The organism is Gluconobacter frateurii (assembly GCF_002723955.1).
In the GTDB taxonomy this organism is placed as follows: domain Bacteria; phylum Pseudomonadota; class Alphaproteobacteria; order Acetobacterales; family Acetobacteraceae; genus Gluconobacter; species Gluconobacter frateurii.
In genome coordinates, this window is the sequence record NZ_BEWN01000004.1 from 257,721 (window position 1) to 278,622 (window position 20,902).

17 protein-coding genes and 1 tRNA gene are annotated in these 20,902 nt (G+C 56.5%); 8 read left to right on the top strand and 10 right to left on the bottom strand.

Translation table 11 applies throughout. From position 1 onward, the window contains the following. Window positions 1-8 precede the first annotated feature (8 nt). Window positions 9-842 (bottom strand): bifunctional DNA-formamidopyrimidine glycosylase/DNA-(apurinic or apyrimidinic site) lyase, encoded by an 834-nt coding sequence (gene mutM / locus GFR01_RS12020; RefSeq protein WP_099182652.1) that lies wholly within the window; start codon window positions 840-842, stop codon window positions 9-11. Window positions 843-872: 30 nt separating this feature from the next. Here mutM and GFR01_RS12025 point away from each other — a divergent pair, with 30 nt between their 5' ends. The 5 genes from GFR01_RS12025 (at window position 873) to GFR01_RS12045 (ending at window position 6,381) form a co-directional block, all read left to right on the top strand. Continuing rightward, window positions 873-1,661 carry a class I SAM-dependent methyltransferase gene (locus GFR01_RS12025; protein ID WP_035729001.1) on the top strand — a complete coding sequence of 263 codons (789 nt, stop codon included), beginning with the start codon at window positions 873-875 and terminating at the stop codon, window positions 1,659-1,661. A 3-nt stretch (window positions 1,662-1,664) separates the two neighbouring features. Further along, window positions 1,665-2,855 carry a bifunctional phosphopantothenoylcysteine decarboxylase/phosphopantothenate--cysteine ligase CoaBC gene (gene coaBC, locus GFR01_RS12030; protein WP_099182653.1) on the top strand — a complete coding sequence of 397 codons (1,191 nt, stop codon included), beginning with the start codon at window positions 1,665-1,667 and terminating at the stop codon, window positions 2,853-2,855. 23 nt (window positions 2,856-2,878) lie between these two features. Beyond that, entirely contained in the window at window positions 2,879-3,334 is a 456-nt protein-coding gene (dut, locus tag GFR01_RS12035; protein ID WP_099182654.1) for a dUTP diphosphatase, read from the top strand. Window positions 3,335-3,424: 90 nt separating this feature from the next. Then, on the top strand, window positions 3,425-5,071 hold the full coding sequence (locus GFR01_RS12040) for an ABC transporter permease subunit (RefSeq protein ID WP_099182655.1): 1,647 nt from the start codon (window positions 3,425-3,427) through the stop codon (window positions 5,069-5,071). Next, window positions 5,068-6,381 carry an ABC transporter ATP-binding protein gene (locus GFR01_RS12045; RefSeq protein ID WP_099182656.1) on the top strand — a complete coding sequence of 438 codons (1,314 nt, stop codon included), beginning with the start codon at window positions 5,068-5,070 and terminating at the stop codon, window positions 6,379-6,381. Before GFR01_RS12040 ends, GFR01_RS12045 begins: the two co-directional genes overlap by 4 nt. A gap of 4 nt (window positions 6,382-6,385) precedes the next feature. Here GFR01_RS12045 and msrA read toward each other — a convergent pair whose 3' ends face one another. Both msrA and GFR01_RS12055 read right to left on the bottom strand, forming a co-directional pair. Continuing rightward, window positions 6,386-6,928, bottom strand: coding sequence for a peptide-methionine (S)-S-oxide reductase MsrA (gene msrA, locus GFR01_RS12050; protein ID WP_099182657.1), 543 nt, complete (start codon window positions 6,926-6,928; stop codon window positions 6,386-6,388). A 51-nt stretch (window positions 6,929-6,979) separates the two neighbouring features. Then, on the bottom strand, window positions 6,980-8,911 hold the full coding sequence (locus GFR01_RS12055) for a CocE/NonD family hydrolase (RefSeq protein ID WP_099182773.1): 1,932 nt from the start codon (window positions 8,909-8,911) through the stop codon (window positions 6,980-6,982). A gap of 153 nt (window positions 8,912-9,064) precedes the next feature. On the opposite strand from GFR01_RS12055, the gene ilvD reads away from it, so the two are divergent. Continuing rightward, window positions 9,065-10,921: a dihydroxy-acid dehydratase gene (gene ilvD, locus GFR01_RS12060; protein WP_099182658.1), complete on the top strand. Its 1,857-nt coding sequence runs from the start codon at window positions 9,065-9,067 to the stop codon at window positions 10,919-10,921. Here ilvD and GFR01_RS12065 read toward each other — a convergent pair. From GFR01_RS12065 to GFR01_RS12080, 4 genes are read right to left on the bottom strand one after another with little or no spacing between them, the layout of a single operon-like run. After that, the gene (locus GFR01_RS12065) at window positions 10,899-11,777 is read right to left on the bottom strand and encodes a hypothetical protein (RefSeq protein WP_244902283.1); all 879 of its coding nucleotides are present in this window, start codon (window positions 11,775-11,777) and stop codon (window positions 10,899-10,901) included. The genes ilvD and GFR01_RS12065 overlap by 23 nt on opposite strands. Next, window positions 11,770-14,436 carry a valine--tRNA ligase gene (locus GFR01_RS12070; RefSeq protein ID WP_099182659.1) on the bottom strand — a complete coding sequence of 889 codons (2,667 nt, stop codon included), beginning with the start codon at window positions 14,434-14,436 and terminating at the stop codon, window positions 11,770-11,772. Before GFR01_RS12070 ends, GFR01_RS12065 begins: the two co-directional genes overlap by 8 nt. A gap of 55 nt (window positions 14,437-14,491) precedes the next feature. Next, complete coding sequence (locus GFR01_RS12075; protein ID WP_099182775.1) at window positions 14,492-14,977, bottom strand: DUF2497 domain-containing protein; 486 nt, start codon at window positions 14,975-14,977, stop codon at window positions 14,492-14,494. Between the two features lie 35 nt (window positions 14,978-15,012). Then, window positions 15,013-16,470 carry a TolC family outer membrane protein gene (locus GFR01_RS12080; protein WP_063904679.1) on the bottom strand — a complete coding sequence of 486 codons (1,458 nt, stop codon included), beginning with the start codon at window positions 16,468-16,470 and terminating at the stop codon, window positions 15,013-15,015. 152 nt (window positions 16,471-16,622) lie between these two features. Here GFR01_RS12080 and GFR01_RS12085 point away from each other — a divergent pair. After that, window positions 16,623-16,696: transfer RNA gene (locus tag GFR01_RS12085), tRNA-Cys, on the top strand. 48 nt (window positions 16,697-16,744) lie between these two features. Here the strand turns inward: GFR01_RS12085 and glk are convergent. Together glk and GFR01_RS12095 are read right to left on the bottom strand one after the other, a co-directional pair. Continuing rightward, entirely contained in the window at window positions 16,745-17,713 is a 969-nt protein-coding gene (glk, locus tag GFR01_RS12090; RefSeq protein ID WP_063904678.1) for a glucokinase, read from the bottom strand. A 91-nt stretch (window positions 17,714-17,804) separates the two neighbouring features. Then, on the bottom strand, window positions 17,805-18,608 hold the full coding sequence (locus GFR01_RS12095) for an SDR family NAD(P)-dependent oxidoreductase (protein ID WP_063904819.1): 804 nt from the start codon (window positions 18,606-18,608) through the stop codon (window positions 17,805-17,807). Window positions 18,609-18,760: 152 nt separating this feature from the next. Here GFR01_RS12095 and GFR01_RS12100 point away from each other — a divergent pair, with 152 nt between their 5' ends. After that, a complete protein-coding gene (locus GFR01_RS12100; RefSeq protein ID WP_099182660.1) occupies window positions 18,761-19,930 on the top strand; it encodes a hypothetical protein in 1,170 nt (389 codons plus the stop codon). A gap of 22 nt (window positions 19,931-19,952) precedes the next feature. Here GFR01_RS12100 and thiL read toward each other — a convergent pair whose 3' ends face one another. Further along, window positions 19,953-20,900 carry a thiamine-phosphate kinase gene (gene thiL, locus GFR01_RS12105; RefSeq protein WP_063904676.1) on the bottom strand — a complete coding sequence of 316 codons (948 nt, stop codon included), beginning with the start codon at window positions 20,898-20,900 and terminating at the stop codon, window positions 19,953-19,955. Between the last annotated feature and the right edge of the window lie 2 nt (window positions 20,901-20,902).

Sequence of the window (20,902 nt, forward strand, 5' to 3'; positions counted from 1 at the left end):
TGCCGCCCTTATTTCTGGCAGTTCGCGCAGTAGAACGTGGAGCGCCCCCCCTGTGTGATGCGCGAGACAGTATAGCCTGTTCCGCAGTGTGAACATGGCTCCCCTTCCCGTCCATAGACAAGGTGCAGGTCCTGAAAGCCACCCTTTGTGCCATCGGCCTGAACATAGTCTCTTAAAGACGACCCTCCAGACGCGATGGCCTCTGTCAGAATGGTTCGTATGGAAGCGGCAAGGCTGTTCGCTTGCTCCTGACTAAGAGACATGGCCATGCGGGTGGGGTGGATGTGGCTGCGGAACAACGCCTCGCAGACATAAATATTACCGAGGCCTACAATCAGCCGCTGATCAAGGAGAGCAGTTTTGATCGGAGTGCGCTTGCCCTGCATGAGGCTGTGCAGATACGGGCCTGTCAGGTCTTCCGACAGTGGCTCAATGCCGAGACCACTCAGAAGACGGTGCGCGTTTTCCTGATCTGTTGGAACAAGATCCACCATTCCGAACCGGCGTGGATCCACGAGACCCGCGCGGGCGCCGTTCTGCGTTTCCAGCACCAGATGTTCATGTTTGGATGGAGTCGTGTTCATCCCGGACGGGCCGAGGAGTAATCGGCCGGACATTCCCAGATGCAGCATCATGCTCGTGCCATTTCCGACGCGCATGAGAATATACTTCGCGCGGCGATGAAAGGAGAGCACGTCCTGTCCCTCAAGCCGTTCCCGGAGATCCAAGGGAAATGGCCATCTGAGGTCAGGGCGGTTGACGGTAACGTGACGGATCCTCTGTCCTTCAAAGGCAGTGCGGAACCCACGCATGACGGTTTCGACTTCTGGAAGCTCTGGCATGACTGGTCACAAAGATATATCGATTGCCCCATGACCGATAGCGCTGAACATAACGTCCCGCCCTTCCCGTCTTCCGAACAGACCGGAGACACCACGGATTTTGGTTACCGCAATGTCCCGCGGAACCAGAAGAAGACCATGGTCAGGGAGGTGTTTGAGAGCGTCGCTGGCAAGTACGACATCATGAACGATGTCATGTCGCTGGGTATTCACCGCGTCTGGAAGCGGATCTTCGTTGGGATGCTCGGTGCGCGTCCCAACATGAAACTGCTGGATCTGGCGGGTGGAACGGGCGACATCACATTTGGCTGGCTGCGCGCTGGTGGTGGTCCGGCCATCCTGTCAGACATCAATTCTGCCATGCTGTCCGTAGGGCGGGACCGCGCTATCAAAGCCGGCCTGATCGGCCAGATCGAAGTCTGTGTTGTTGATGCAGAAGCGATTCCCCTGCCTGATTGCTCTGTTGACCGCGTGACAATTGCCTTTGGCCTGCGGAATTGCACAGACAAGGATGCAGTGCTCCGTGAGGCACGCCGCGTGCTGAAGCCGGGTGGACGTTTCTTCTGTCTTGAGTTTTCCCGCGTGGAAATTGCTGCTCTTTCACCGGTTTATGACACCTGGTCCTTTAAAGTTCTGCCGAAGATGGGACAGTTGATCGCAAAGGATGCAGAGAGCTATCAGTATCTGGCAGAAAGCATTCGTATGTTCCCGGATCAGGAAACGCTTGCTCAGATGATGCGTGATGCAGGTCTGGAGCGCGTTCAGTACCGCAATCTGTCTGGTGGAATCGCGGCCATCCATTCTGGTTGGCGCCTGTAATCCATGCGTCGCGTTCTGCTGATTGTTGGTGGAGGTATTGCAGCTTATCGGGCGCTCGAACTTGTACGCCTTCTGAAAGCTGATAATATTGCCGTCACCCCGGTCATGACAGACGCGGCCAAGGCGTTCATTACACCTCTCAGTCTGGAGGCCCTGTCTGGGGCGCGCGTGCATGACGCGCTTTTTGCACCCACGCAGGAAAGCGAAATCGGCCATATCGCGCTTGCAAGAAACGCGGGTCTCGTCGTGGTCTGCCCGGCTACGGCCAATCTCATGGCCCGCATGGCGCACGGTCTGGCGGATGATCTGGCAACCACGCTGCTTCTGGCGACGACAACCCCCATCCTGCTTGCGCCTGCCATGAATGTGCGCATGTGGGAGCACCCGGCAACGCAGGCTAATCTGGCGCTTCTTCGTCAACGTGGCGTGCAGGTGGTGGGACCGGATGAGGGTAGCATGGCCTGTGGCGAGTTCGGGCCGGGGCGCCTGAGCCAGCCTGATGTCCTGCGGGACGCGATTGTGGCTGCCCTCACGCCAAACCAGTCTTTGGTCGGGCGCCATGCTCTTGTGACGGCTGGACCAACTGTCGAGCCTCTCGATCCTGTCCGTTTTATTTCCAACCATTCGTCCGGCAAGCAGGGTTATGCAATCGCAGAAGCCCTTGCCGCCCTTGGGGCCCGGGTTACGCTTGTCAGTGGGCCTGTATCTCTTTCTGCGCCTGACAATGTGACCTGCGTAAAGGTGCAGACTGCGGAAGAAATGCTGGCGGCTTGTGAGGCTGCGCTTCCCGCAGATATCGCCGTGTGTACTGCTGCAGTCAGTGACTGGCGCGCCAGCGTTCCGGCTGGAAGCAAGATCAAGAAGACAGGCGATGGCCCTCCAACCCTCACTCTTGTTGAGAACCCGGATATTCTGGCCACGCTGTGCCATCATGTCAGACGCCCCAAGCTGGTTGTCGGCTTTGCGGCAGAAACTGATGACGTTCTGGAGAACGCACTCGCCAAGCGTCAGCGGAAGGGGTGTGACTGGCTGATTGCCAACGATGTTCGTCGTGGAGTTTTTGGTGCGGACAGGAATCTTGTCAGTCTGATTGATGGCAGTGGTGTCGAGACATGGCCGGAGATGGACAAGTCAGCCGTTGCCGGGAAACTGGCGGAACGGATCGCTGAAACCTTCAGGTCTTCAACCTCCTGAAAATCCGGGATAAGAGAAGCGTCATGACGACCGATCTGATTGATGTACGCATTACCCGCCTTCCTCATGCGGAAGGGCTTTCTCTCCCGTCCTATGCCACATCCGGGGCTGCCGGCTTCGATTTTGTGGCAGCCATTACCGACCCGATGACAATTGCACCGGGCAGCCGTGCACTGGTTCCGACCGGTCTGTGCATCGCCCTTCCCTCAGCTTACGAGCTTCAGGTGCGCCCGCGGTCTGGTCTGGCTCTGAAGCATGGCATTACCCTGCCCAATTCTCCCGGAACGATCGATGAAGATTACCGTGGTGAGATTGGCATTATTGTCATGAATGCCGGGACGGAACCTTTCACGATCGAACGTGGCACACGGATTGCTCAGGGCGTGCTGGCGCCTGTGTCGAGGCTACAGTGGCAGGAAGTTTCGTCTCTGGATGAAACGGAGCGTGGCGCAGGTGGTTTTGGTAGTACCGGCCACTGAGACGTTCTGGAATATGCAGAAAACACTTGAGCCTCCGGAAGAACCTTCCTTACTCTCGGTCACTCTGAAACCGGGAGGACAACGGTCATCATGACGGGCAGCCCTCTGGCCATGCCCATCCGCGTCATGCATCGCTGGCGACAGCGCATGAGCGGCATTGAACTTTCGATCCTGTTCGCTGGGGCTGCCCTATGCCTTTTTCTTGTGAAAAAGGCGGTCTGGGTGCCTGATGTTCTGCCACTGCCTGGAAGACCGGCAGTGTCGATATGGCAGGAGCTTCTGTTCACTCTTCTGCATGCGTTTCTGGCCTTGGACACGGTCGTTATCGTGTCTCTGGCTCTCGCGGGTCTGTCCCGTCAGTTTCCACGTTTTCGCCAGTTGCTTGTTCCCGCGCTGTCTGTGGCTCGATCCATTCCCGGGCTTGGACTGACAGGGCTTCTGGCGCTCGTCCTGCCACCACTCGCAACTATCGTGATCGTGGCAGCCTTCAACATGATCTGGCGTGTTCTCACAGCCATTCTGGATGCTGAAGAAACGCTCCCTCCCGAATTGAACGAAGTTGCTATCGGTCTTCATATGACGGGATGGCAGCATTTCTGGCGTTTACAGATGCCGGTTGCCATTCCTCTTGTCGCCTTCCGGGCGTCTCAGGCCCTGCCGGGGTTATGGTTCCGTCTCCTGTGTGTGGAAGGGCTGGCGACGCTTCTGATGCGCCATGACGTTGGCGGTTTGGGAGCGCAGGCTCTTATTGGGCTCGAAACGCATCATGCGTCGTGGTTCCTGACGGCCGGTATTCTGGCGGTCCTTCTGATCCTGATTATTGATCAGTGTCTGACGCGCCCGATGATGGGATGGGCACAGCGTTACAGGCTGGATGGTCCGCAGCCACAGAAAAACCGAGGCCGGTCGTGGATGCTGCAGTTCTGGCGTGAATCCGCGATCTTGAATGGGGCCAGTGTAGGTTTGCACAGGCTGATCGGCGGGATTGGAAACTGGCGTGTGGGTCGCGCTCGGCGACATGTGCCCGCGATGTCCTACGCCTCATTTTCTTTGCCGGACTGGCTTGTGCCTTTAGCGTCTCTGGTTCTTCTGGGATTAGCCGTCGCACACAGTCACCTCACTGACCGACTGCCTTATGATCTGCTTGAGAGTATTCTCACGCTTTCTCATGTCTGCGGGGCACTCGTGCTGTGTGGGCTGCTCTGGCTTCCTCTGGCTCTGTTCTTTTTTGATGCGGGCGAACGCATGTTCCGGGTGGCAAGACTGCTTGTGCTTGCGGGCGCGCTTTTTCCGGCCGTTCTTTTTTATCCCCTCTTCCGTGAGTTCGACATTATTCCTGCGGCGGTACTGCTGTTTATCGGTGCGCACTGGCTGACCGGGGGAACTGTTCTGGATGCGATGCAGGCTATTCCAGGGCCATTTCGTCAGGTAGCCCGAGGTCTGCGCCTCAAAGGGGCGCTGCTCTGGAAGCGGCTTATCCTTCCTGCCGTGGCCCCTGACCTGTGTGGCGGACTTCTGCTGGCGGCCGTACCCATTTGGGATGCGGTCATGATTGCAGAGGCATTTGTGCCGTCCGACACCGGTCTTGGGGCAACGCTGTTGGCCGATATGCTTCAGGGCCAGATTGCGGCTCAGGTTGTTGTCCTCATGCTTCTCACACTTTTGTCCATGTTGCTGGACCGTCTCGTTCTTCAGCCCCTTGCGGTTCATGCCGCCCAGAAATACGCGATCCAATGACCCGAACCCTGCTCAGCCTCCAGGACTGCCGTCAGACCTATCTGAAAGACAGCAATGCTGATCTCGTTGTTTTCGATCAGGTGAGTTTTGATGTCCGTGCCGGAGAAATTCTTGGTCTTTTGGGGCGATCCGGCTCAGGAAAATCGTCTCTTCTGCGCGTCATGTCCGGATTGATGCCCCCTGTACAAGGAAAGGTTTTCTGGCAGGGAAAACCGGTCAACGGTCCGCTTGATGGCATTGCCACGGTCTTTCAGTCCGGAGCACTTTTTCCGTGGTTAACCCTGAGGCAAAACGTTCTTCTCGGGCTTGAGGCGCGTCGTTTGTCGCGAGCGGACCGTGAGAGCCAGGCGAGTGCGGCGATCGCAGTCATGGGGCTTGAAGGGTATGAGAACGCTTACCCAAAAGAATTGTCAGAGGCCCTCAGCCAGCGCGCGTCTCTTGCAAGAGCCTTGGCGCTCCAGCCAGCCCTGCTGCTTCTTGATGAGCCTTTTTCTGCTCTGGATGTTCTAAGTGCAGAAAATCTACGCACGGACCTGATTGAACTCTGGTCTGAAAAGCGGTTGTCGTCCCTTCATGCCATGCTGCTGGCGACGCATGGCATCGAGGAAGCCGTGCTGATGTGCGACCGGATCCTGATTTTCTCTTCCAGCCCTGGCCGGGTGACACATGAGATCAATGTGCCCTTCCCGCATCCACGTAACCGCGAAGATGCTGATTTCCGCCGGTTTGTAGATCAGATTTATACGCTGATGACGCGTCGGGCGCCGATCGTCTCTGAAGTCGATACGACGGTTGGGCTATCTCCTGCGGCGCTTCCACCACTCTCCATCGTTCTGCCTGATCTGCCCGTAGAGGTTCTTGTCGGGCTGATGGAAGTTCTGAACGGAGCCCCCCTATCCGGGCGTGCGGATTTGCCTGAACTGGCACAGCGTCTTCAGATGACGCTCGACGATCTCCTATCGCTTGGTGAATCGTTGCAGCTTCTGGAGCTTGCGGAGCTCGAAGACGGCGACATTCTTCTGACGGATGAAGGGCGGTCTTTCGTCGAAGGGGATGCGGATGCGCGCCGCGACCTCATGCGGACGGCTCTGCTGCATTATCTGCCGCTTCTTCGCGTGATCCGCAGTACGCTGGATGAGCGCCCCAATCATGTTGTGGACGCCAATCGCTTCCGGAAAGCATTGGAAGAAAACATGTCGCCCGATTATGCCCAGCAGACACTGACAACAGCAATCGGCTGGGCAAGGTACGCGGAACTCTTCGATTATGATGAAGAGTCAGACCGCTTCCATCTGGAAACCGAAGAGTAAGACTTCAGGCCGGGGTCTTCAGGCGATCCCGGTACAGCTTGCGGGCCTTGGCGACCTTCGGAGCGACAACAGCTGCGCAATAGGCGGTGTCCGGGTTCCGGGCAAAATAGTCGAGGTGTTTTTCTTCGGCGCGCCAGAAATGGGCCGGACCTTCGATGGTCGTGACAATCGGTGCAGGCCAGATCTGTTCTGCCGTGATTTCATCCTTTACGGCCTGGGCAACACGCTGCTGTTCTTCATCACCGAAAATGACAGACCGGTACTGTGTGCCGATGTCATTGCCCTGACGATTGAGCTGCGTCGGGTCATGGGTTGTGAAAAAGACGCGCAGAATATCGTGTAGTGAAATCTCCTTAGGGTCGAAGACGACTTTTACGACTTCCGCATGACCCGTGTTGCCGGTGCAGACGGCCTCATAGGACGGGCTGTCTACATGGCCGCCTGCGTATCCCGGATCAGCCGAAATGATGCCGCGCAGGCCGGTAAACACGGCCTCAACGCACCAGAAGCAGCCTGCGCCGAGAAGAATGGAAGACTGTGTGCTCATGAACTGGATCTCCTGAGGAGGTGAGCCTCCCCATATAGGGAGGCGCTTTCCTTATTTCACGACCGGTAGCCAGACGGCGCTGGCGGTGTTGCCGCCTCGGTGAATGGTCTGGGTGGCAGTGTGGTAGTCTGATGGCTTGGCATCGAAAATATTCTGCACATAGGTCTGTGGGTTACGGTCATAGAGCGGGAACCAGCTCGACTGGATCTGAACCATAATGCGATGCCCCTTCTGGAACACATGGTTCACGGCTGGCAGCGTAAATTTGTATTCCTGAACCTGCCCTGCCGGAATGGCGGACGGATGCGTGAAATCATTGCGATAACGGCCGCGGAAAATATCCATGGAGATCGGAAGCTCATAGCCACCCATTTCCGGTCGATCCGGAGTTACGCCAGGCTGAACGTCGATGATCTTCACAACCCAGTCCGCATCCGTACCTGTTGTGGAGGCAAAGATATCTGCGGTCGGAACACCGGAGACACGCACGGGCGCATCAAGAACGGGCGTTTCGTAGGTCAGAACATCCGGGCGGCTTTCGGAGAAGCGCTGATCCGTGACAAGCCACGCTTTCCAGCGCGCATCCCCGGCATTGTAAGGGCGAGGCATGAACGGAACCGGATGGGCGGGATCGGAAATGTAGGCATCCGTTCCTGGCAGTGTCCGCTTGAAAGACAGGCCGTGATCGGGCTGAAGGTAAAGGCGCTCGCCCCGCATCATGCAGGTGGTGTCACACTCGCCAAGCCAGTTGCGGAAATGATCCCAGTGGTTCTCACCCGTATTGTAGATGATCGCTTCATCAAGATGCGGATCAGCCCCGTCTTTGAGGTAGTGATCAAAGAACGGACGCATGACATTGGAGCGATACCAGAGTGCCGTGTCGCCTTCGAAGTGGAGCGGACCGAGCGTTGAGCCATCATAATTGACGCCACTATGGCGCCATGGCCCCATGACAAGGACATTGGGGACCTGGGTGTGATGGGCCTTGAGGTTCATCCAGGAATGGATCGCCCCCCACATGTCTTCCTGATCCCAGAGGCCCTGCTCCCAGATTGTTGGAACCTTCAGGGGCTTGCGGACGATAATCTGGTCCAGAGCCTGTTCCTGCCAGAATGCGTCGTAGGCTGGATGCGCTTTCAGGCGGTTCCACCAGGGATATTGGTTCAGGCCTGCTTTGGTCGCAAAGGCGCCTGTAGAGCCTGCAAGCAGGAAGTTGGTGTAATCGTCTGCATCCGGACGGGGAATGGTCGGTCCCTCGCCGGCTTCGCTCATCTGCATGGTGAAGTAGTCGAGGCCAGGCTGACGGAAGGCGCCGTAATGGAACCAGTCATCACCCATCCAGCCATCCACCATAGGGCTTTCCGGAGCTGCCACCTTGAGGGCCGGATGCGGGTCCAGTAGCGCCATGACAACGGTCCAGCCTTCGTAGGACGAGCCAGTCATTCCGACGCGGCCGTTGCTTTCATGCAGGTTCTTTACCAGCCAGTCGATCGTGTCCCACGCATCGGTGGTATCGTCAGTTTTGGTTGGGTTGAGCGGCCCGATGGGCGGCCGGGTCATGATGTAGTTGCCCTCAGACCCATATTTTCCACGGATATCCTGGAAAACGCGGATATAGCCTTCCTCAACGAAGACGCCATCGCCCTGGGGGCAGATCTCGCGCATGGTTGGTGCGTTGGGAATGCGGTTCAGCCGCTCACTGGCATGATAAGGTGTCCGCGTAAGCAGGATTGGTGCGTTTTTTGCTCCCTTGGGGATGACAATCACGGTATGGAGCTTCACGCCATCCCGCATGGGAATCATGACGTCACGCTTGATGTAATCCTGCTGATCAGTTGGCAGGGCGGCATGAGCTGGAATGTCATTTCCGGTCTGGATCATGTCTGGCGTTACGGCCGGTCCAGCAGATGCTGGAGCAGCCAGTGCGGCAGGGATGCAGGCGAGGGAAAGAGCCGTTCCAAGGCTGAGAAGATAACGTTTCACAAAAGGCTCCTGATCTTTGGATGGATTTTGGCCTCGTGTGTTCCCATCTAGCAAGAGCGGGAGAGAATGCTTTTCATATCTTTCCTGCACTGTTCTTTTTTTGTTTGATTCGCTATGGAGCATGGCTCCTTCCGTTATGAAAGTTCTGTTCTGATGCCTGCCTATCGTTCCCGTACCACAACCCATGGCCGCAACATGGCTGGCGCGCGTGCCCTTTGGCGTGCGACGGGAATGACAGATGGTGATTTCGGAAAGCCCATTATCGCGATTGCCAACTCCTTTACCCAGTTTGTGCCCGGGCATGTCCATCTTAAGGACATGGGGTCACTGGTCGCTTCTGCAATTGAGGAAGCTGGCGGCGTTGCCAAGGAATTCAACACGATTGCCGTTGATGATGGCATCGCGATGGGTCATGGGGGGATGCTGTATTCCCTGCCCTCCCGTGAGCTGATTGCTGACTCCGTCGAGTACATGGTCAATGCGCATTGCGCCGATGCCATTGTCTGCATCAGCAACTGCGACAAGATCACGCCGGGCATGCTGATGGCGTCCCTGCGACTGAACATTCCTGTTGTGTTTGTTTCTGGCGGCCCAATGGAAGCCGGCAAGCTCAATGGCCCGGGTATCGAGCGCAAGCTGGATCTCGTGGATTCCATGGTAGCGGCTGCCAACCCGAATGTGACGGATAGTGAGTCCGAGCAAATCGAGCGCTCTGCCTGTCCAACGTGTGGATCATGCTCCGGCATGTTCACGGCCAATTCCATGAACTGTCTTGTGGAAGCTCTGGGTCTTGCCCTGCCGGGTAATGGTTCTCTGCTGGCCACCCATGCTGACCGTCGCGATCTGTTCCTGCGGGCTGGCCGTCTTTCCGTTGAGCTGGCACGCCGCTGGTATGAGCAGGATGATGCCTCCGTTCTGCCGCGCAGCATCGCGACGCGGAGTGCCTTTGAAAATGCCATGACACTCGATATCGCCATGGGTGGCTCCACGAACACAGTGTTGCATCTGCTGGCCGCAGCGCGTGAAGGCGAAGTCGATTTCCACATGGCGGATATCGACCGCCTCTCCCGCAAGGTTCCGCATCTGTGCAAGGTGGCCCCAGCCAAGGCCGACGTTCACATGGAAGACGTGCATCGCGCGGGTGGCATTCCGGCCATTCTTGGTGAATTGGATCGCGCGGGCTTGATCGAGACATCCGTTTCCACAGTGCATGCACCGACAATGGCGGAGGCCTTGCAGAAATGGGACGTTGTGAACGGTGACGAAGAAGCTCGGCATATGTTCAGTGCTGCGCCTGGTGGCGTCCGTACCGTTCATGCTTTCTCGCAGGCGAGCCGCTATCACGAGCTGGATCTGGACCGTGACGCGGGTGTTCTGCGCAACAGACCGAATGCATTTTCACAGGATGGTGGACTGGCTGTACTGTACGGCAACCTTGCCGAAGATGGTGCCATCGTAAAAACGGCCAGCGTTGCAAAAGATATTCTGACATTCACGGGCGTTGCCCGCGTGTTCGAAAGTCAGGATGACGCTGTCGCTGCTATTCTGAGCAACAAGATTGCGGCCGGGGATGTCGTAGTCATTCGCTACGAAGGACCGCGCGGTGGCCCGGGGATGCAGGAAATGCTGTATCCGACCAGCTATCTGAAATCCAAGGGGCTGGCAGAAGTCTGTGCTCTCATCACGGATGGTCGCTTCTCAGGCGGCAGCTCGGGCCTGTCCATCGGACATGTCTCTCCAGAAGCTGCTGAAGGTGGTCTGATCGGACTGGTGGAAGATGGCGATCGTATCGTGATCGATATCCCGAACCGCGGTATGCATCTGGATGTTTCGGATGCAGAGCTTTCCCGCCGTCGTGAAGCCATGCACAATCGTGGCGAACAGGCCTGGAAGCCGAACCGGACACGCTATGTCTCCCGTGCTTTACAGGCTTACGCCGCCATGACGACAAGTGCCGCCAATGGCGCTGTTCGCGATCTTTCCCAGATCATTGTGAAGACACGCGGCTGATCACCCGCTCTACGGCCTCTCTTAACTCGGGAGAGGCCATCATTTTCTGGCCGTCATGGCCAGTATTGGGAACAATATCGATGTCCCAGTTAAATGGGACGTTTAGCCGATAGGCCTGTTCCCTAGCTTGCGCAAAAGCCCACTGTCCTCTTTCAAGACGATTGCGTCCCTGCCCCATGGCTTGTGCAATGCGCCCGGCCCCAAGCGTTGTTTCCACGTCATCTGACCCCAGAAGAATGGTCAGGTGCTCGCCAAGATAATGTTTGATTGAGGCCTGCTGGATATTCTCGGGCCAGCCATTGAAGCCGTATGGTACGGGGCTTTCCGTCTCAGGCTCAACATAGGTTGCCGGGTTCATGAGAATGATTTCCGCTTCATCTGCGGATGCATAAGCCGCCACACGGTCCAGAAACTGTGCGCCCGCAGAATGACCAATCAGAATGATGGGAAGTTGAGGAAGACCGGTTTCCTGCCATGCCCATTGTTCCATGGGTTTGATTAAAGCGGCCGCTGGCAGTTCGTTATTTCGGGCAGGAAAACCACCTCGCTGATATTGCCAGGTTGGAAACTGTTTTTCAGGAAATGTAGGGGAGAAAACAACACCGCAGACAGCTTGGGCAAGAGGAATACTGTCATCCCGATAAGTCCAGCTATCTCGGTCTTTTGCTGCCATGACGAGCAGAATTGCGCGCGGATGACAATCTGAGGGCCGGAAGGCCATCAGATCCATGGTCTGGCCAAACAGAACAGCCTTTTGAATGCTGGAGCCAGCCGGAAGTTCTGAAGCTCTGGCTGGAAGCACCTGGAAAAGTGTTGCCGCCAGAGCAAGACGAGTAAAATGTCGAGTTTTAGCCAAGTCGTACCAGAGCCGCCTTGAACCGTTCGAGGTCGTGCTCGAAGGTTTCAAGGCGCTGACGGTTTTCCTCAACCACTTCAGGCTTTGCGCGTGCAACAAAATCAGCGTTGTCCAGTTTGCGGCGGACCTTAACAATCTCACCTTCGTTCTTGCTGATCTCTTTTGCAAGTCGCGCACGCTCTGCATCGAGGTCAATAAGCCCTTCAAGGGGAATAAAAATAGTTGCCTCGTCCAGAACGACCTGAGCGGCATTACGGGGCATGTCGCCTGTCAGAACGTCGACTTCCGAAACACGTGCCATGCGACCAATGGCCTCTTCCCAAGTTTTGGCGCGGGCTAGATTTTCCGGGGATGCATCCCGGAAAATCAAAGGAGCCTTCTGGGACGGCGGAATGTTCATTTCCGAACGGACAGTCCGAATTTCACTGATCAGTCGCACGACCCAGTCAAGTTCTGCCCGCGCCTCTTCGGCGCCTTGAACAGTCATGGCCTCCGGCCAGCGTATGCTGGTGAAGTCACCATGATAGCCGAGTTGTTCCCAGAGCGTCGCTGTTACAAATGGTGTCACTGGCTGCATCAGGCGGAGAATCAGACCAAGGACATGAGCACTGACCGCGCGCAGTTCGGTTGTTTCTTCGTTGTCAGCCGCAAATACCGGCTTGGAGAATTCTACAAACCAGTCACAGAAGCAGCTCCACACGAAGCGGTAGCAGCAGTTTGCATATTCGTCGAAACGATAGGCTGACAATGCCTGCTGCGCTTCGGCAATTGCTGTATTGGCTTCTGTGAGAATCCAGCGGCTGAGGCTTCCCTGCACTTTGGCTGCGTCGAAGTCGGCCACAGGCGCTGCGCCGTTCATTTCGAGGAAACGTGCCGCATTCCAGAGCTTGGTTACGAAGGCGCGATGTTCTTCAACGCGCTTTCTGCCAAGCTTGATGTCTCGTCCCGGTCCGGTTCCTGCGCAGATTGCCAGCCGTGTGGCATCGGCGCCGAATTCTGCGATCAGATCCAGAGGGTCGAGGCCATTTCCTTTGGACTTGGACATTTTCTGTCCTTTTTCGTCCCGGACGAGGCCATGGATCAGAACCGTACGGAACGGAACGTCATCCATGAAATGCAGACCCATCATCATCATTCTGGCAACCCAGAAGAAGATGATGTCGAAACCTGTGACCAGCACGCTGGTTGGATAATACCGCGCCAGTTCCGGGGTCTTGTCGGGCCAGCCGAGCGTCGTGAACGGCCAGAGGCCCGAACTGAACCATGTGTCCAGAACGTCTTCGTCCTGTGTGAGTAGTATACCCTCGCCGGCCTGTGCCTGAGCTTCGGCCTCGTTTTCAGCAACAAAAACGCTTCCGTCTGGAGCATACCAGGCGGGAATGCGATGTCCCCACCAGAGCTGGCGGCTAATGCACCATGGTTGAAGATCCCGCATCCAGGCGAAGAACGTATTCTGCCACTGACGAGGCTCAAATACGATTTTGCCGTTCTCGACTGCTTCGACCGCCGGACCAGAAAGCTTCTGGGCATCGCAATACCACTGGAGTGTGAGACGGGGTTCGACGATGGCGCCTCCACGTTCCGCATAAGGGACCTGAAGTTTGTGAGGCTCGATTTTTTCAAGCCATTCCAGACGTTCAAGCTCGGACACAATCCGCTTGCGTCCCTCTTCCCGGCTCAGGCCGGTCAGAGAATTTACAAATTCTATGGATGCGAGGCCTTCAACGTCCTGCAATTCGCTGCGAATTTCATCAAGCCATATGCATGCTGTTTCATCGAGCATGGTAGGGGCCGGCAGATCATGACGCTTGCCAACTTCAAAATCGTTGAAGTCATGTGCTGGCGTGATTTTGACGGCCCCCGTACCCTTTTCCGGATCGGAATGAAGGTCTGCTACGATTGGGATGCGTCGGCCTGTCAGAGGCAGCGTGACCAGTTTGCCGATCATGTCAGCATAACGTTCATCTTCAGGGTGAACGGCTACGGCAACGTCCGCCAGCATTGTTTCAGGGCGAGTGGTGGCCACGGTAATGGTTCTGCCATCCTCAAGCGGATAGCGGATGTACCACATTGAGCCCTTGGTTTCGCGGTTCTCGACTTCCAAGTCCGAAATTGCGGAGCGGAAGCTGGGATCCCAATTTACCAGCCGGCGGTCACGGTAAATGATGCCTTCCTGATGAAGCTGAACGAAGACTTTTCGAACGGCTTTCGATAGGCCCTCATCCATTGTGAAGCGCTCACGCTCCCAGTCGGCTGAGGCACCAAGCTTACGAAGCTGCTGAACGATTTCACCACCAGACTGCTGTTTCCAGTCCCAGACGCGCTCCAGAAAGCCTTCGCGCCCAAGTGCTGTCCGGCTTACGCCTTCCTTATCCAGAGCACGCTCGACAACCATCTGGGTTGCGATACCTGCGTGGTCGGTGCCTGGCTGCCAGAGGACATTGAAGCCTTCCTGACGCTTCCAGCGGATCAGGATGTCCTGAAGGGTAAAAGTCAGGGCATGGCCGAGATGAAGGGTACCCGTGACATTGGGGGGTGGAAACATGATCGAAAAAGGTATTCCCGGTGCATTCGGGTCAGCACGGAATGCCCCGCTTTTCTCCCAGTTTTCGTACAGGGAGGTTTCGTGTTCAGCGGGAACAAAACTTTTTTCGAGCATGATAATCCAGAAAGATCAGCGACGGCTGTTAGAGTGGAAAACGAATAGAAGCTTTTCAGCTGTTGGGGCGGAGGCGTGCAATCTCGGCGCGGACCAGGATTTCCACCAGTGATGGAAGATGAGCGTCCATCCAGGTCCGAACCATGGCCCGCACTTCTGTACGTACCATATCCTCAATTGTCATCCCGCTTCCATTGCTGATGACAGTATCAGATGGGATGACCTTGCTGGCCCGTTCGCTAAATGCGCTCTGAAGATCTCTGAGAGAATGTTCAGCCGCGGCAATGGTCTGGGCACCCATAAGGTCGTCAGCTGCGGAATTTTCCCGTGTCTGCTGATCGGTCTCAGTGGCACCGCTAGGGGCAGACACCATCATGGAGGGATCAAGGGTAAGCTCATCCTGAGGTGTGGCTGATGTCATAAGCTGGCCCTTTTTATCCTTGTTGATCGTGTCGTCATGCAGGATCCGACGGATCGAGCTGAGAACGGTTTCAATTGTGTCATCATCACTGCCCGGATCGGGCTGCGGTTGGGAAATCATGGGCTGCAAAATCATCCGCGGCTTATAGGAAAAATTTAACGCCCGGGCTGGTTGATGGCGTAATCGCTCGTTCCCCACAGCTTGTTCTTAACGGCGTTATAATAGGCTTTTTCGTCATACAGGGGCACACCAAGCTTCAGGTCTGACGCTGTTAGACGGCCGACAGATGCCGCTACCGCGTACGATGACAGTACCAGATTGGAAAGATGCTGTACGAGAGCCTGTTGAGCTGAAAGAAGCGTCTGCTGCTGCTGTAGAACTGCAAGGGTCGTGCTGGTGCCAACAAGCGCCTGTCGTTCCACGCCATCCAGCGCAATCACGTTGGCAGAAATGGCTACGCGATCACTGGCGATGGACTGCTTGTAGGCAACCATCTGCTGCCAGCTCGCAGCAGCTTTCTGAAGAGCCTGTCGGCGTTGCACGTCGACTTCCCGGTGTGCGGCCTGAGTCTGCTGGCGCGCGCCGCGAATGGCGGCGTATTCCGATCCCCCCTGATAGAGGGGTATCTGGAATGCGATGACGCCATACTTGTTGTCAGTCAGGGACCGGCTGTAACCCTGATTGACGGAGTGCATGTAATTCAGTTCCGCAGAGACCTTAGGCATGATGGCCGAAATCTGGACAGAGACGTTGTCTTTTTGTTGTGCTTCCGTGAAGAGCGCATTGACGACATTCGGATTGTTCTGAACCGCCAGCGCAACCGCTTCTTTTTCGCTTTTTACAGGAAGATTTAGGGGCTGAGGCGGTTCGAGGTTTGGAGCGGCTGCAATGCCAATGATTTGCAGGTATGTGGCCTGCGCACTCTGAAGGGTACCTTCTGACTGCTGGCGTTGTGCGGTAGCGCTTGCCAGCGCCGCCTGCGCCTGCGCGACATCCGTACGGGTGATTTCTCCAACATGGAAGCGCTCTTCAGTAGCCTGAAGCTGCTGTTGAAGTACCCGTTCGTTGTTGATGGCCAACTGAAGAAGCTGCTCGTCTTCAATTACACCGACATATGCGTTCACGACGTTGGTAAAAACTTCCTGCTCGGTCGCAATCAGTTTCGCGCGCTCAGCCATAACCTGATTGGTTGCTGCATGGATGCTGGCGAGTGTTTTGCCGCCCTGATAGAGAGGCTGGGAAATATTTACGCCGCCATTATAGCCAGGGGTCTTGTAAGTAACATTGCTCCCCAAAGACCCACCTGTTGATGCGTAATTGGTTCGGCCGTCGTAATAGCTCAGATTCATTGTGGTCTGGATTGTCGGGTGCCACCCGGCCATGGCTGTTGGCACCTGCTCATCCGTCGCACGAAGACGTGCGCGCTCTTCCCTGAGGGTGGGATTGGTCAGATAGGCAGTAGAAAGGGCTTCCTGCAACGTATGCGGAACAAAGGTTGGCGAACCGCTTCCATCATATTTCTGAGCAAGAGCGGTGCCGCTCAGGAGGAAGGTCAGAAGACCCAGCCCCAGAGGACCAGTGATTGTCTTTGCGCCGTTGCATCCTGAAGTCATGAGATATCCTGCCGTCTGAACACTGTATCGCAGCGTTTCGTGAATCAGCTCTTAATAGCCTGTTCATTCCAAGAAGAAAAATCCTCTTGTGGATTGAAATATCTCTCTTGACCAAAACGCTCTGAAAGACGATACAGCGCCTGTCTCCCCGAGGTCCGGTGGCAGAATGGTGATGTAGCGGACTGCAAATCCGCGAATGTGGGTTCGATTCCCGCCCGGACCTCCAGGAGACCTTATTTATCCCCCTGAAAATCCAGTCGTTTTGCCCACTCCCTCAGGAGTGAGCTTCTGCATATGCTGCTGCTGCGCCGAACAGGCCTGGCTGAGGATGTGTGATGATCTTGACGGGCATTTCGCTCATCATGGTCTCAAAGCGTCCTTTGGCAACGAAGCGCTCCGCAAATCCGGACTCTCCAAGAATTCCTGCCAGACGCAGACCCAGGCCTCCTGCAATGACAACGCCCTGTGCTCCGTGTGCGAGAGCCAGGTCGCCCGAAATTGCGCCAAGGCTCAGGCAGAATCGTTCAAGAGCGGCAGCTGCAATCGTATCTGAGCCTTCCATTGCGTTCTGCCAGAGGGTTTTGTTGTCCCGCAGTGTAATGGGGAGTCCCTGTTGTTCTGCAATGACTTCATAAAGATTGGTCAGACCCGGCCCTGACACGATCCGCTCTGCTGAGACACGACGAAAACGTTGACGCAGGGCCTTCAGGATCCGGTCTTCCACGTCATCAAGTGGCGGGTAGTCCAGATGGCCGCCTTCGGTCTCCATGACAAAATACTTCGACCCGCGGCGCAGGAGGCATGCAGCACCAAGTCCCGTACCAGGACCGACGATGGTGATCGCTCCTTGGGGGGGAAGGTCAATGTCCGGCCCGCAAAGATGTTGCATGTAGGAAGAATCAACCTGCGCTACGGCATGGGCAACTGCACCGAAATCATTGACCAGAACAAAATTGTCCAGATGCAAACGCTGAGCCAGCTGGGCCGGATGGATGATCCAGGGATTGTTCGTCATCTTCAGGATTTCGCCCGTAACCGGGCAGGCGACAGCAATACCCGCTTCTTTGGGCATCGGACGGTCAAGGGAGCGGCCAAAAGCTTCCCATGCAAGGGCAAGGCTGGCGTGCTCGGCACATTTCAGGGTGACAGCTTCCCCAAGCTCGACGACTTTCCCGTTCTCGATGCTTGCAATCGCGAAACGGGCGTGGGTGCCGCCGATGTCGACCGCAACGATTTCCCTCATGACAACTTTCCTCTGGCCTGTCTGGCGGGTTCAATGTGGAAGCAGTCGCTTACCGGCTGCGTTGCGTCAAGTTAACGAGAGGATGCTTTTCCTAATTTGACGCACTCTGTCGCACTTCTGCGGATCGCAACAGGCGGTGCGCAATTGGTCGGGGGACCAGCATTTCTAGCAGGCGAGCGAGTGCAAATGGCCACGGGAACATGAGATGGGCTCTTCCCTGACCGATTGCGCGAGCAATCAGGCGTGCTGCCTTGCGGGAAGAAACGAGGAAAGGTCGGGCTCCTTCCAGGCGCTGACTCATCGGCGTGTCCACATAGCCGGGAGAGACTAGCGTGATATGGACATTATGCGGTGTCATAGCTGCGTGAAGAGCCGTACTGAACCGGGCCAGCCCAGCTTTGGAGCCGCTATAGGCTGTGGCAATCGGCAGATCGTGGAAGGCTGCGACAGAACCGATCAGGGCAATGTTGCCTCCTCCACGGGTGATCATTCTCCGGGCCATTTCGGTCGCCAGTGTGACGGGCGTTGTAAAATTGACCAGTGAGATGGTCTTTACCTGCTCGGGAAGTTCCGTGAGTTCACCTTCCGGCCGGATATCGCCAAGGCCAGCAGCCAGAATAAGAATATCGACTGGAGTGTTGTCATCCGCGGAGCGAAGGGCCTGAAGCGCTGCCTCAGGGTCACAGAGATCCAGCGCCAGTGTTTCGGTCGTCGCGCCGTGTCTGGCAGCCTGCGCGGCGACCTGGTCGAGGCGTGTCTGGTTGCGTCCCCATAAAATGAGATGTGTGCCAGCCCGCGCATAATGAAGCGCAAGGGCTTCTCCGATGCCGCTTGAGGCCCCGGTGATCAGGATGCGTGATTGAAGACCGGGCCTGTTGGGCGGTGTCGATGTCATGGAAGAAAGATCCATATATTGAAAGTCATGGTCGGATTGATGGTGGAAAGGTATAGCCTTCCCGTGCCAGAAGATGCGACCCCGTGCCTGAACAGCACGCTACCCTTTATTCCGGAACCTGTTTTCCAACCAGAGGTGCAAGGCCCGACCCTATGACATCGCCCGCTCCGCAAGATGATCTAGTAGTCCGTCCAGTTACGACGCGGGCACATCTAAAGCTCTTCATCACCCTGCCCCGTCGTATCTACGCTGGAATGCCCGGCTTTGTTCCTTCGCTGGACATGGAACAGAACGACCTTCTCAATCCTCGCAAGGCTGCCATTTTCCGTCACTCCAGCATCCGCTATTTTCTGGCGTGGCGTGGCAATACCCCGGTTGGGCGAATTGCGGCGATTGTGGACCATCGTGCGATCGAATTCTGGGGCGAAAAGATCGGCTCCTTCGGAGCACTGGATGCAGTTCCGGAAGCCTCTGTCGTATCTGCGCTGCTGGATGCTGCACGGCACTGGCTCCGGTTACAGGGCATGGAACGTGTTCGTGGTCCCGTGACGCTCAGTGGAAATGGTGAGTCCGGCCTAATGATTGAGGGACAGGACCAGCCTCTGATGATTGCGATGCCGTGGCATCCCAAGCTGCTCGGTCAGCTGGTGGAAGCCGCAGGCTATGAGCGTACGGAAGATCTGCTGAGTTACAAGCTGGATCTGACGGACGACAGCGAATCGATTTTCCGTGTTCCGGGTGATCTGACGATTGGCGAAGGACGTCTTGGGTCAATCTCTCTGACGCGGCTCTCCAAGAAGCAGATTGCGGCCCAGGGGGAAGTCCTGCGGACGCTCTATAACGATGCCTGGAGCGGGAAGTACAACTTCGTTCCCCTTCAGGACTATGAAATGAAGGCGATGATCGACCAGCTCAAGCCCCTGCTGCGGCCTGAGCACTATGTGCAGATTGATCAGGATGGGGAGCCTGTTGCCATGGCTCTGGTCGTTCCGAACCTTTACGACATTGCTGGCGATCTTGGTGGTGATCCTTCGCCATTGGGTTGGGTGAAGCTTGGTGTTCGCCTTGGACTTCACCGGTTCCACTCTGCGCGCGTGATCCTGCTGGGTGTGACCCGGAAGCTTCATGGAACCATGCTCGGCTCTCTGCTGCCGTCCCTGGCGATTTCAGAACTGCTGCGCCGTGGTCAGTCTCTCCCTTACAAATGGGTCGAGCTGGGGTGGATCCAGGAATCCGATACACGGATGAAAAATCTGGCTGAAGCTGTCGTGCCGCATCCTTACAAGCGGTATCGCCTGTACGAGTGCCCGATCGAGGGCTGAGAGCCAAAGGAGGTGGCAGCGTTCAGAAGTGCTGCCATCCTCCTTTCAGAAACTGGATGACTTGCCCGGCCTGATTAAGCGCACGCACGCCGCTCCCTGAGCGGATCGTCCCTATGCGTGTTACGGGAATTTCGGCGTCCCGACAGATCTGCGCCAGAGAGGCTTCCTGTTCAGGCGGACAGGCCAGAAGCAACTCATAATCGTCGCCCCCCGTCAGGCGTTGCTCCAGCCACTTCGGTCCCAAGGACTTTGCCTCTGGTGACGCGGGCACGGCATCTGCCTGAAGATCAATGGCGACATCGGACTCTTCAGCAATATGCTGGCAGTCCTGGATAAGCCCGTCTGAAATATCCATCGCTGCATGCACGATGCCGTTCAGTGCCAATCCTGTTCTTGGTCGCGGCAGACGATAGCGGTCGGCCAGAAATCCTGACGGATCAGGGACTTTTCCCTGAAGAGCCAGCAGGCCAAGCGCGGCGTCACCAATTGTGCCCGTCACCCAGAGGCTGTCGCCTGGTTTGGCGCCATTTCGCCGCAGTGCTGTCCCTTTGTGCAACCGGCCAAATACTGTGGCAGAAAGCACCAGCGGCCCTGACGTTGAGGTTGTGTCACCTCCTAGAAGTATCACGCCGTATCGGGTCTGATCTTCAGATAGTCCGGATACAAAAGCGCTGAACCAGGTGTCGTTGTGACGAGGTCCGCGGGGAATGGTGACGTTCAGGGTATAGGCATAGGGTGTGGCCCCCATAGCTGCGATATCTGACAGATTGCAGCGCAGGAGCTTTCGTCCGAGCGTTTCCGGCGGGTCATCCGGAAGAAAATGGACGTTCTCGACCATTGTATCGGTTGAAATGGCCATTTCCTGCCCCGGAGGGCAGGAAATCAGGGCACAGTCATCTCGAAGGTCGAGACTTTCCCGACCCGCGAGGGGCCGGAAGTGTCGGGCGATGAAACTGAATTCGCCCGACATGG

Coding starts and splice junctions, on each gene's coding strand:
- mutM (WP_099182652.1), bottom strand. CDS start 842: ATGCCAGAGCTTCCAGAAGTCGAAACCGTCATGCGTGGGTTCCGCACT.
- GFR01_RS12025 (WP_035729001.1), top strand. CDS start 873: ATGACCGATAGCGCTGAACATAACGTCCCGCCCTTCCCGTCTTCCGAA.
- coaBC (WP_099182653.1), top strand. CDS start 1,665: ATGCGTCGCGTTCTGCTGATTGTTGGTGGAGGTATTGCAGCTTATCGG.
- dut (WP_099182654.1), top strand. CDS start 2,879: ATGACGACCGATCTGATTGATGTACGCATTACCCGCCTTCCTCATGCG.
- GFR01_RS12040 (WP_099182655.1), top strand. CDS start 3,425: ATGACGGGCAGCCCTCTGGCCATGCCCATCCGCGTCATGCATCGCTGG.
- GFR01_RS12045 (WP_099182656.1), top strand. CDS start 5,068: ATGACCCGAACCCTGCTCAGCCTCCAGGACTGCCGTCAGACCTATCTG.
- msrA (WP_099182657.1), bottom strand. CDS start 6,928: ATGAGCACACAGTCTTCCATTCTTCTCGGCGCAGGCTGCTTCTGGTGC.
- ilvD (WP_099182658.1), top strand. CDS start 9,065: ATGCCTGCCTATCGTTCCCGTACCACAACCCATGGCCGCAACATGGCT.
- GFR01_RS12070 (WP_099182659.1), bottom strand. CDS start 14,436: ATGCTCGAAAAAAGTTTTGTTCCCGCTGAACACGAAACCTCCCTGTAC.
- GFR01_RS12075 (WP_099182775.1), bottom strand. CDS start 14,977: ATGATTTCCCAACCGCAGCCCGATCCGGGCAGTGATGATGACACAATT.
- GFR01_RS12080 (WP_063904679.1), bottom strand. CDS start 16,470: ATGACTTCAGGATGCAACGGCGCAAAGACAATCACTGGTCCTCTGGGG.
- glk (WP_063904678.1), bottom strand. CDS start 17,713: ATGAGGGAAATCGTTGCGGTCGACATCGGCGGCACCCACGCCCGTTTC.
- GFR01_RS12095 (WP_063904819.1), bottom strand. CDS start 18,608: ATGACATCGACACCGCCCAACAGGCCCGGTCTTCAATCACGCATCCTG.
- GFR01_RS12100 (WP_099182660.1), top strand. CDS start 18,761: ATGACATCGCCCGCTCCGCAAGATGATCTAGTAGTCCGTCCAGTTACG.
- thiL (WP_063904676.1), bottom strand. CDS start 20,900: ATGTCGGGCGAATTCAGTTTCATCGCCCGACACTTCCGGCCCCTCGCG.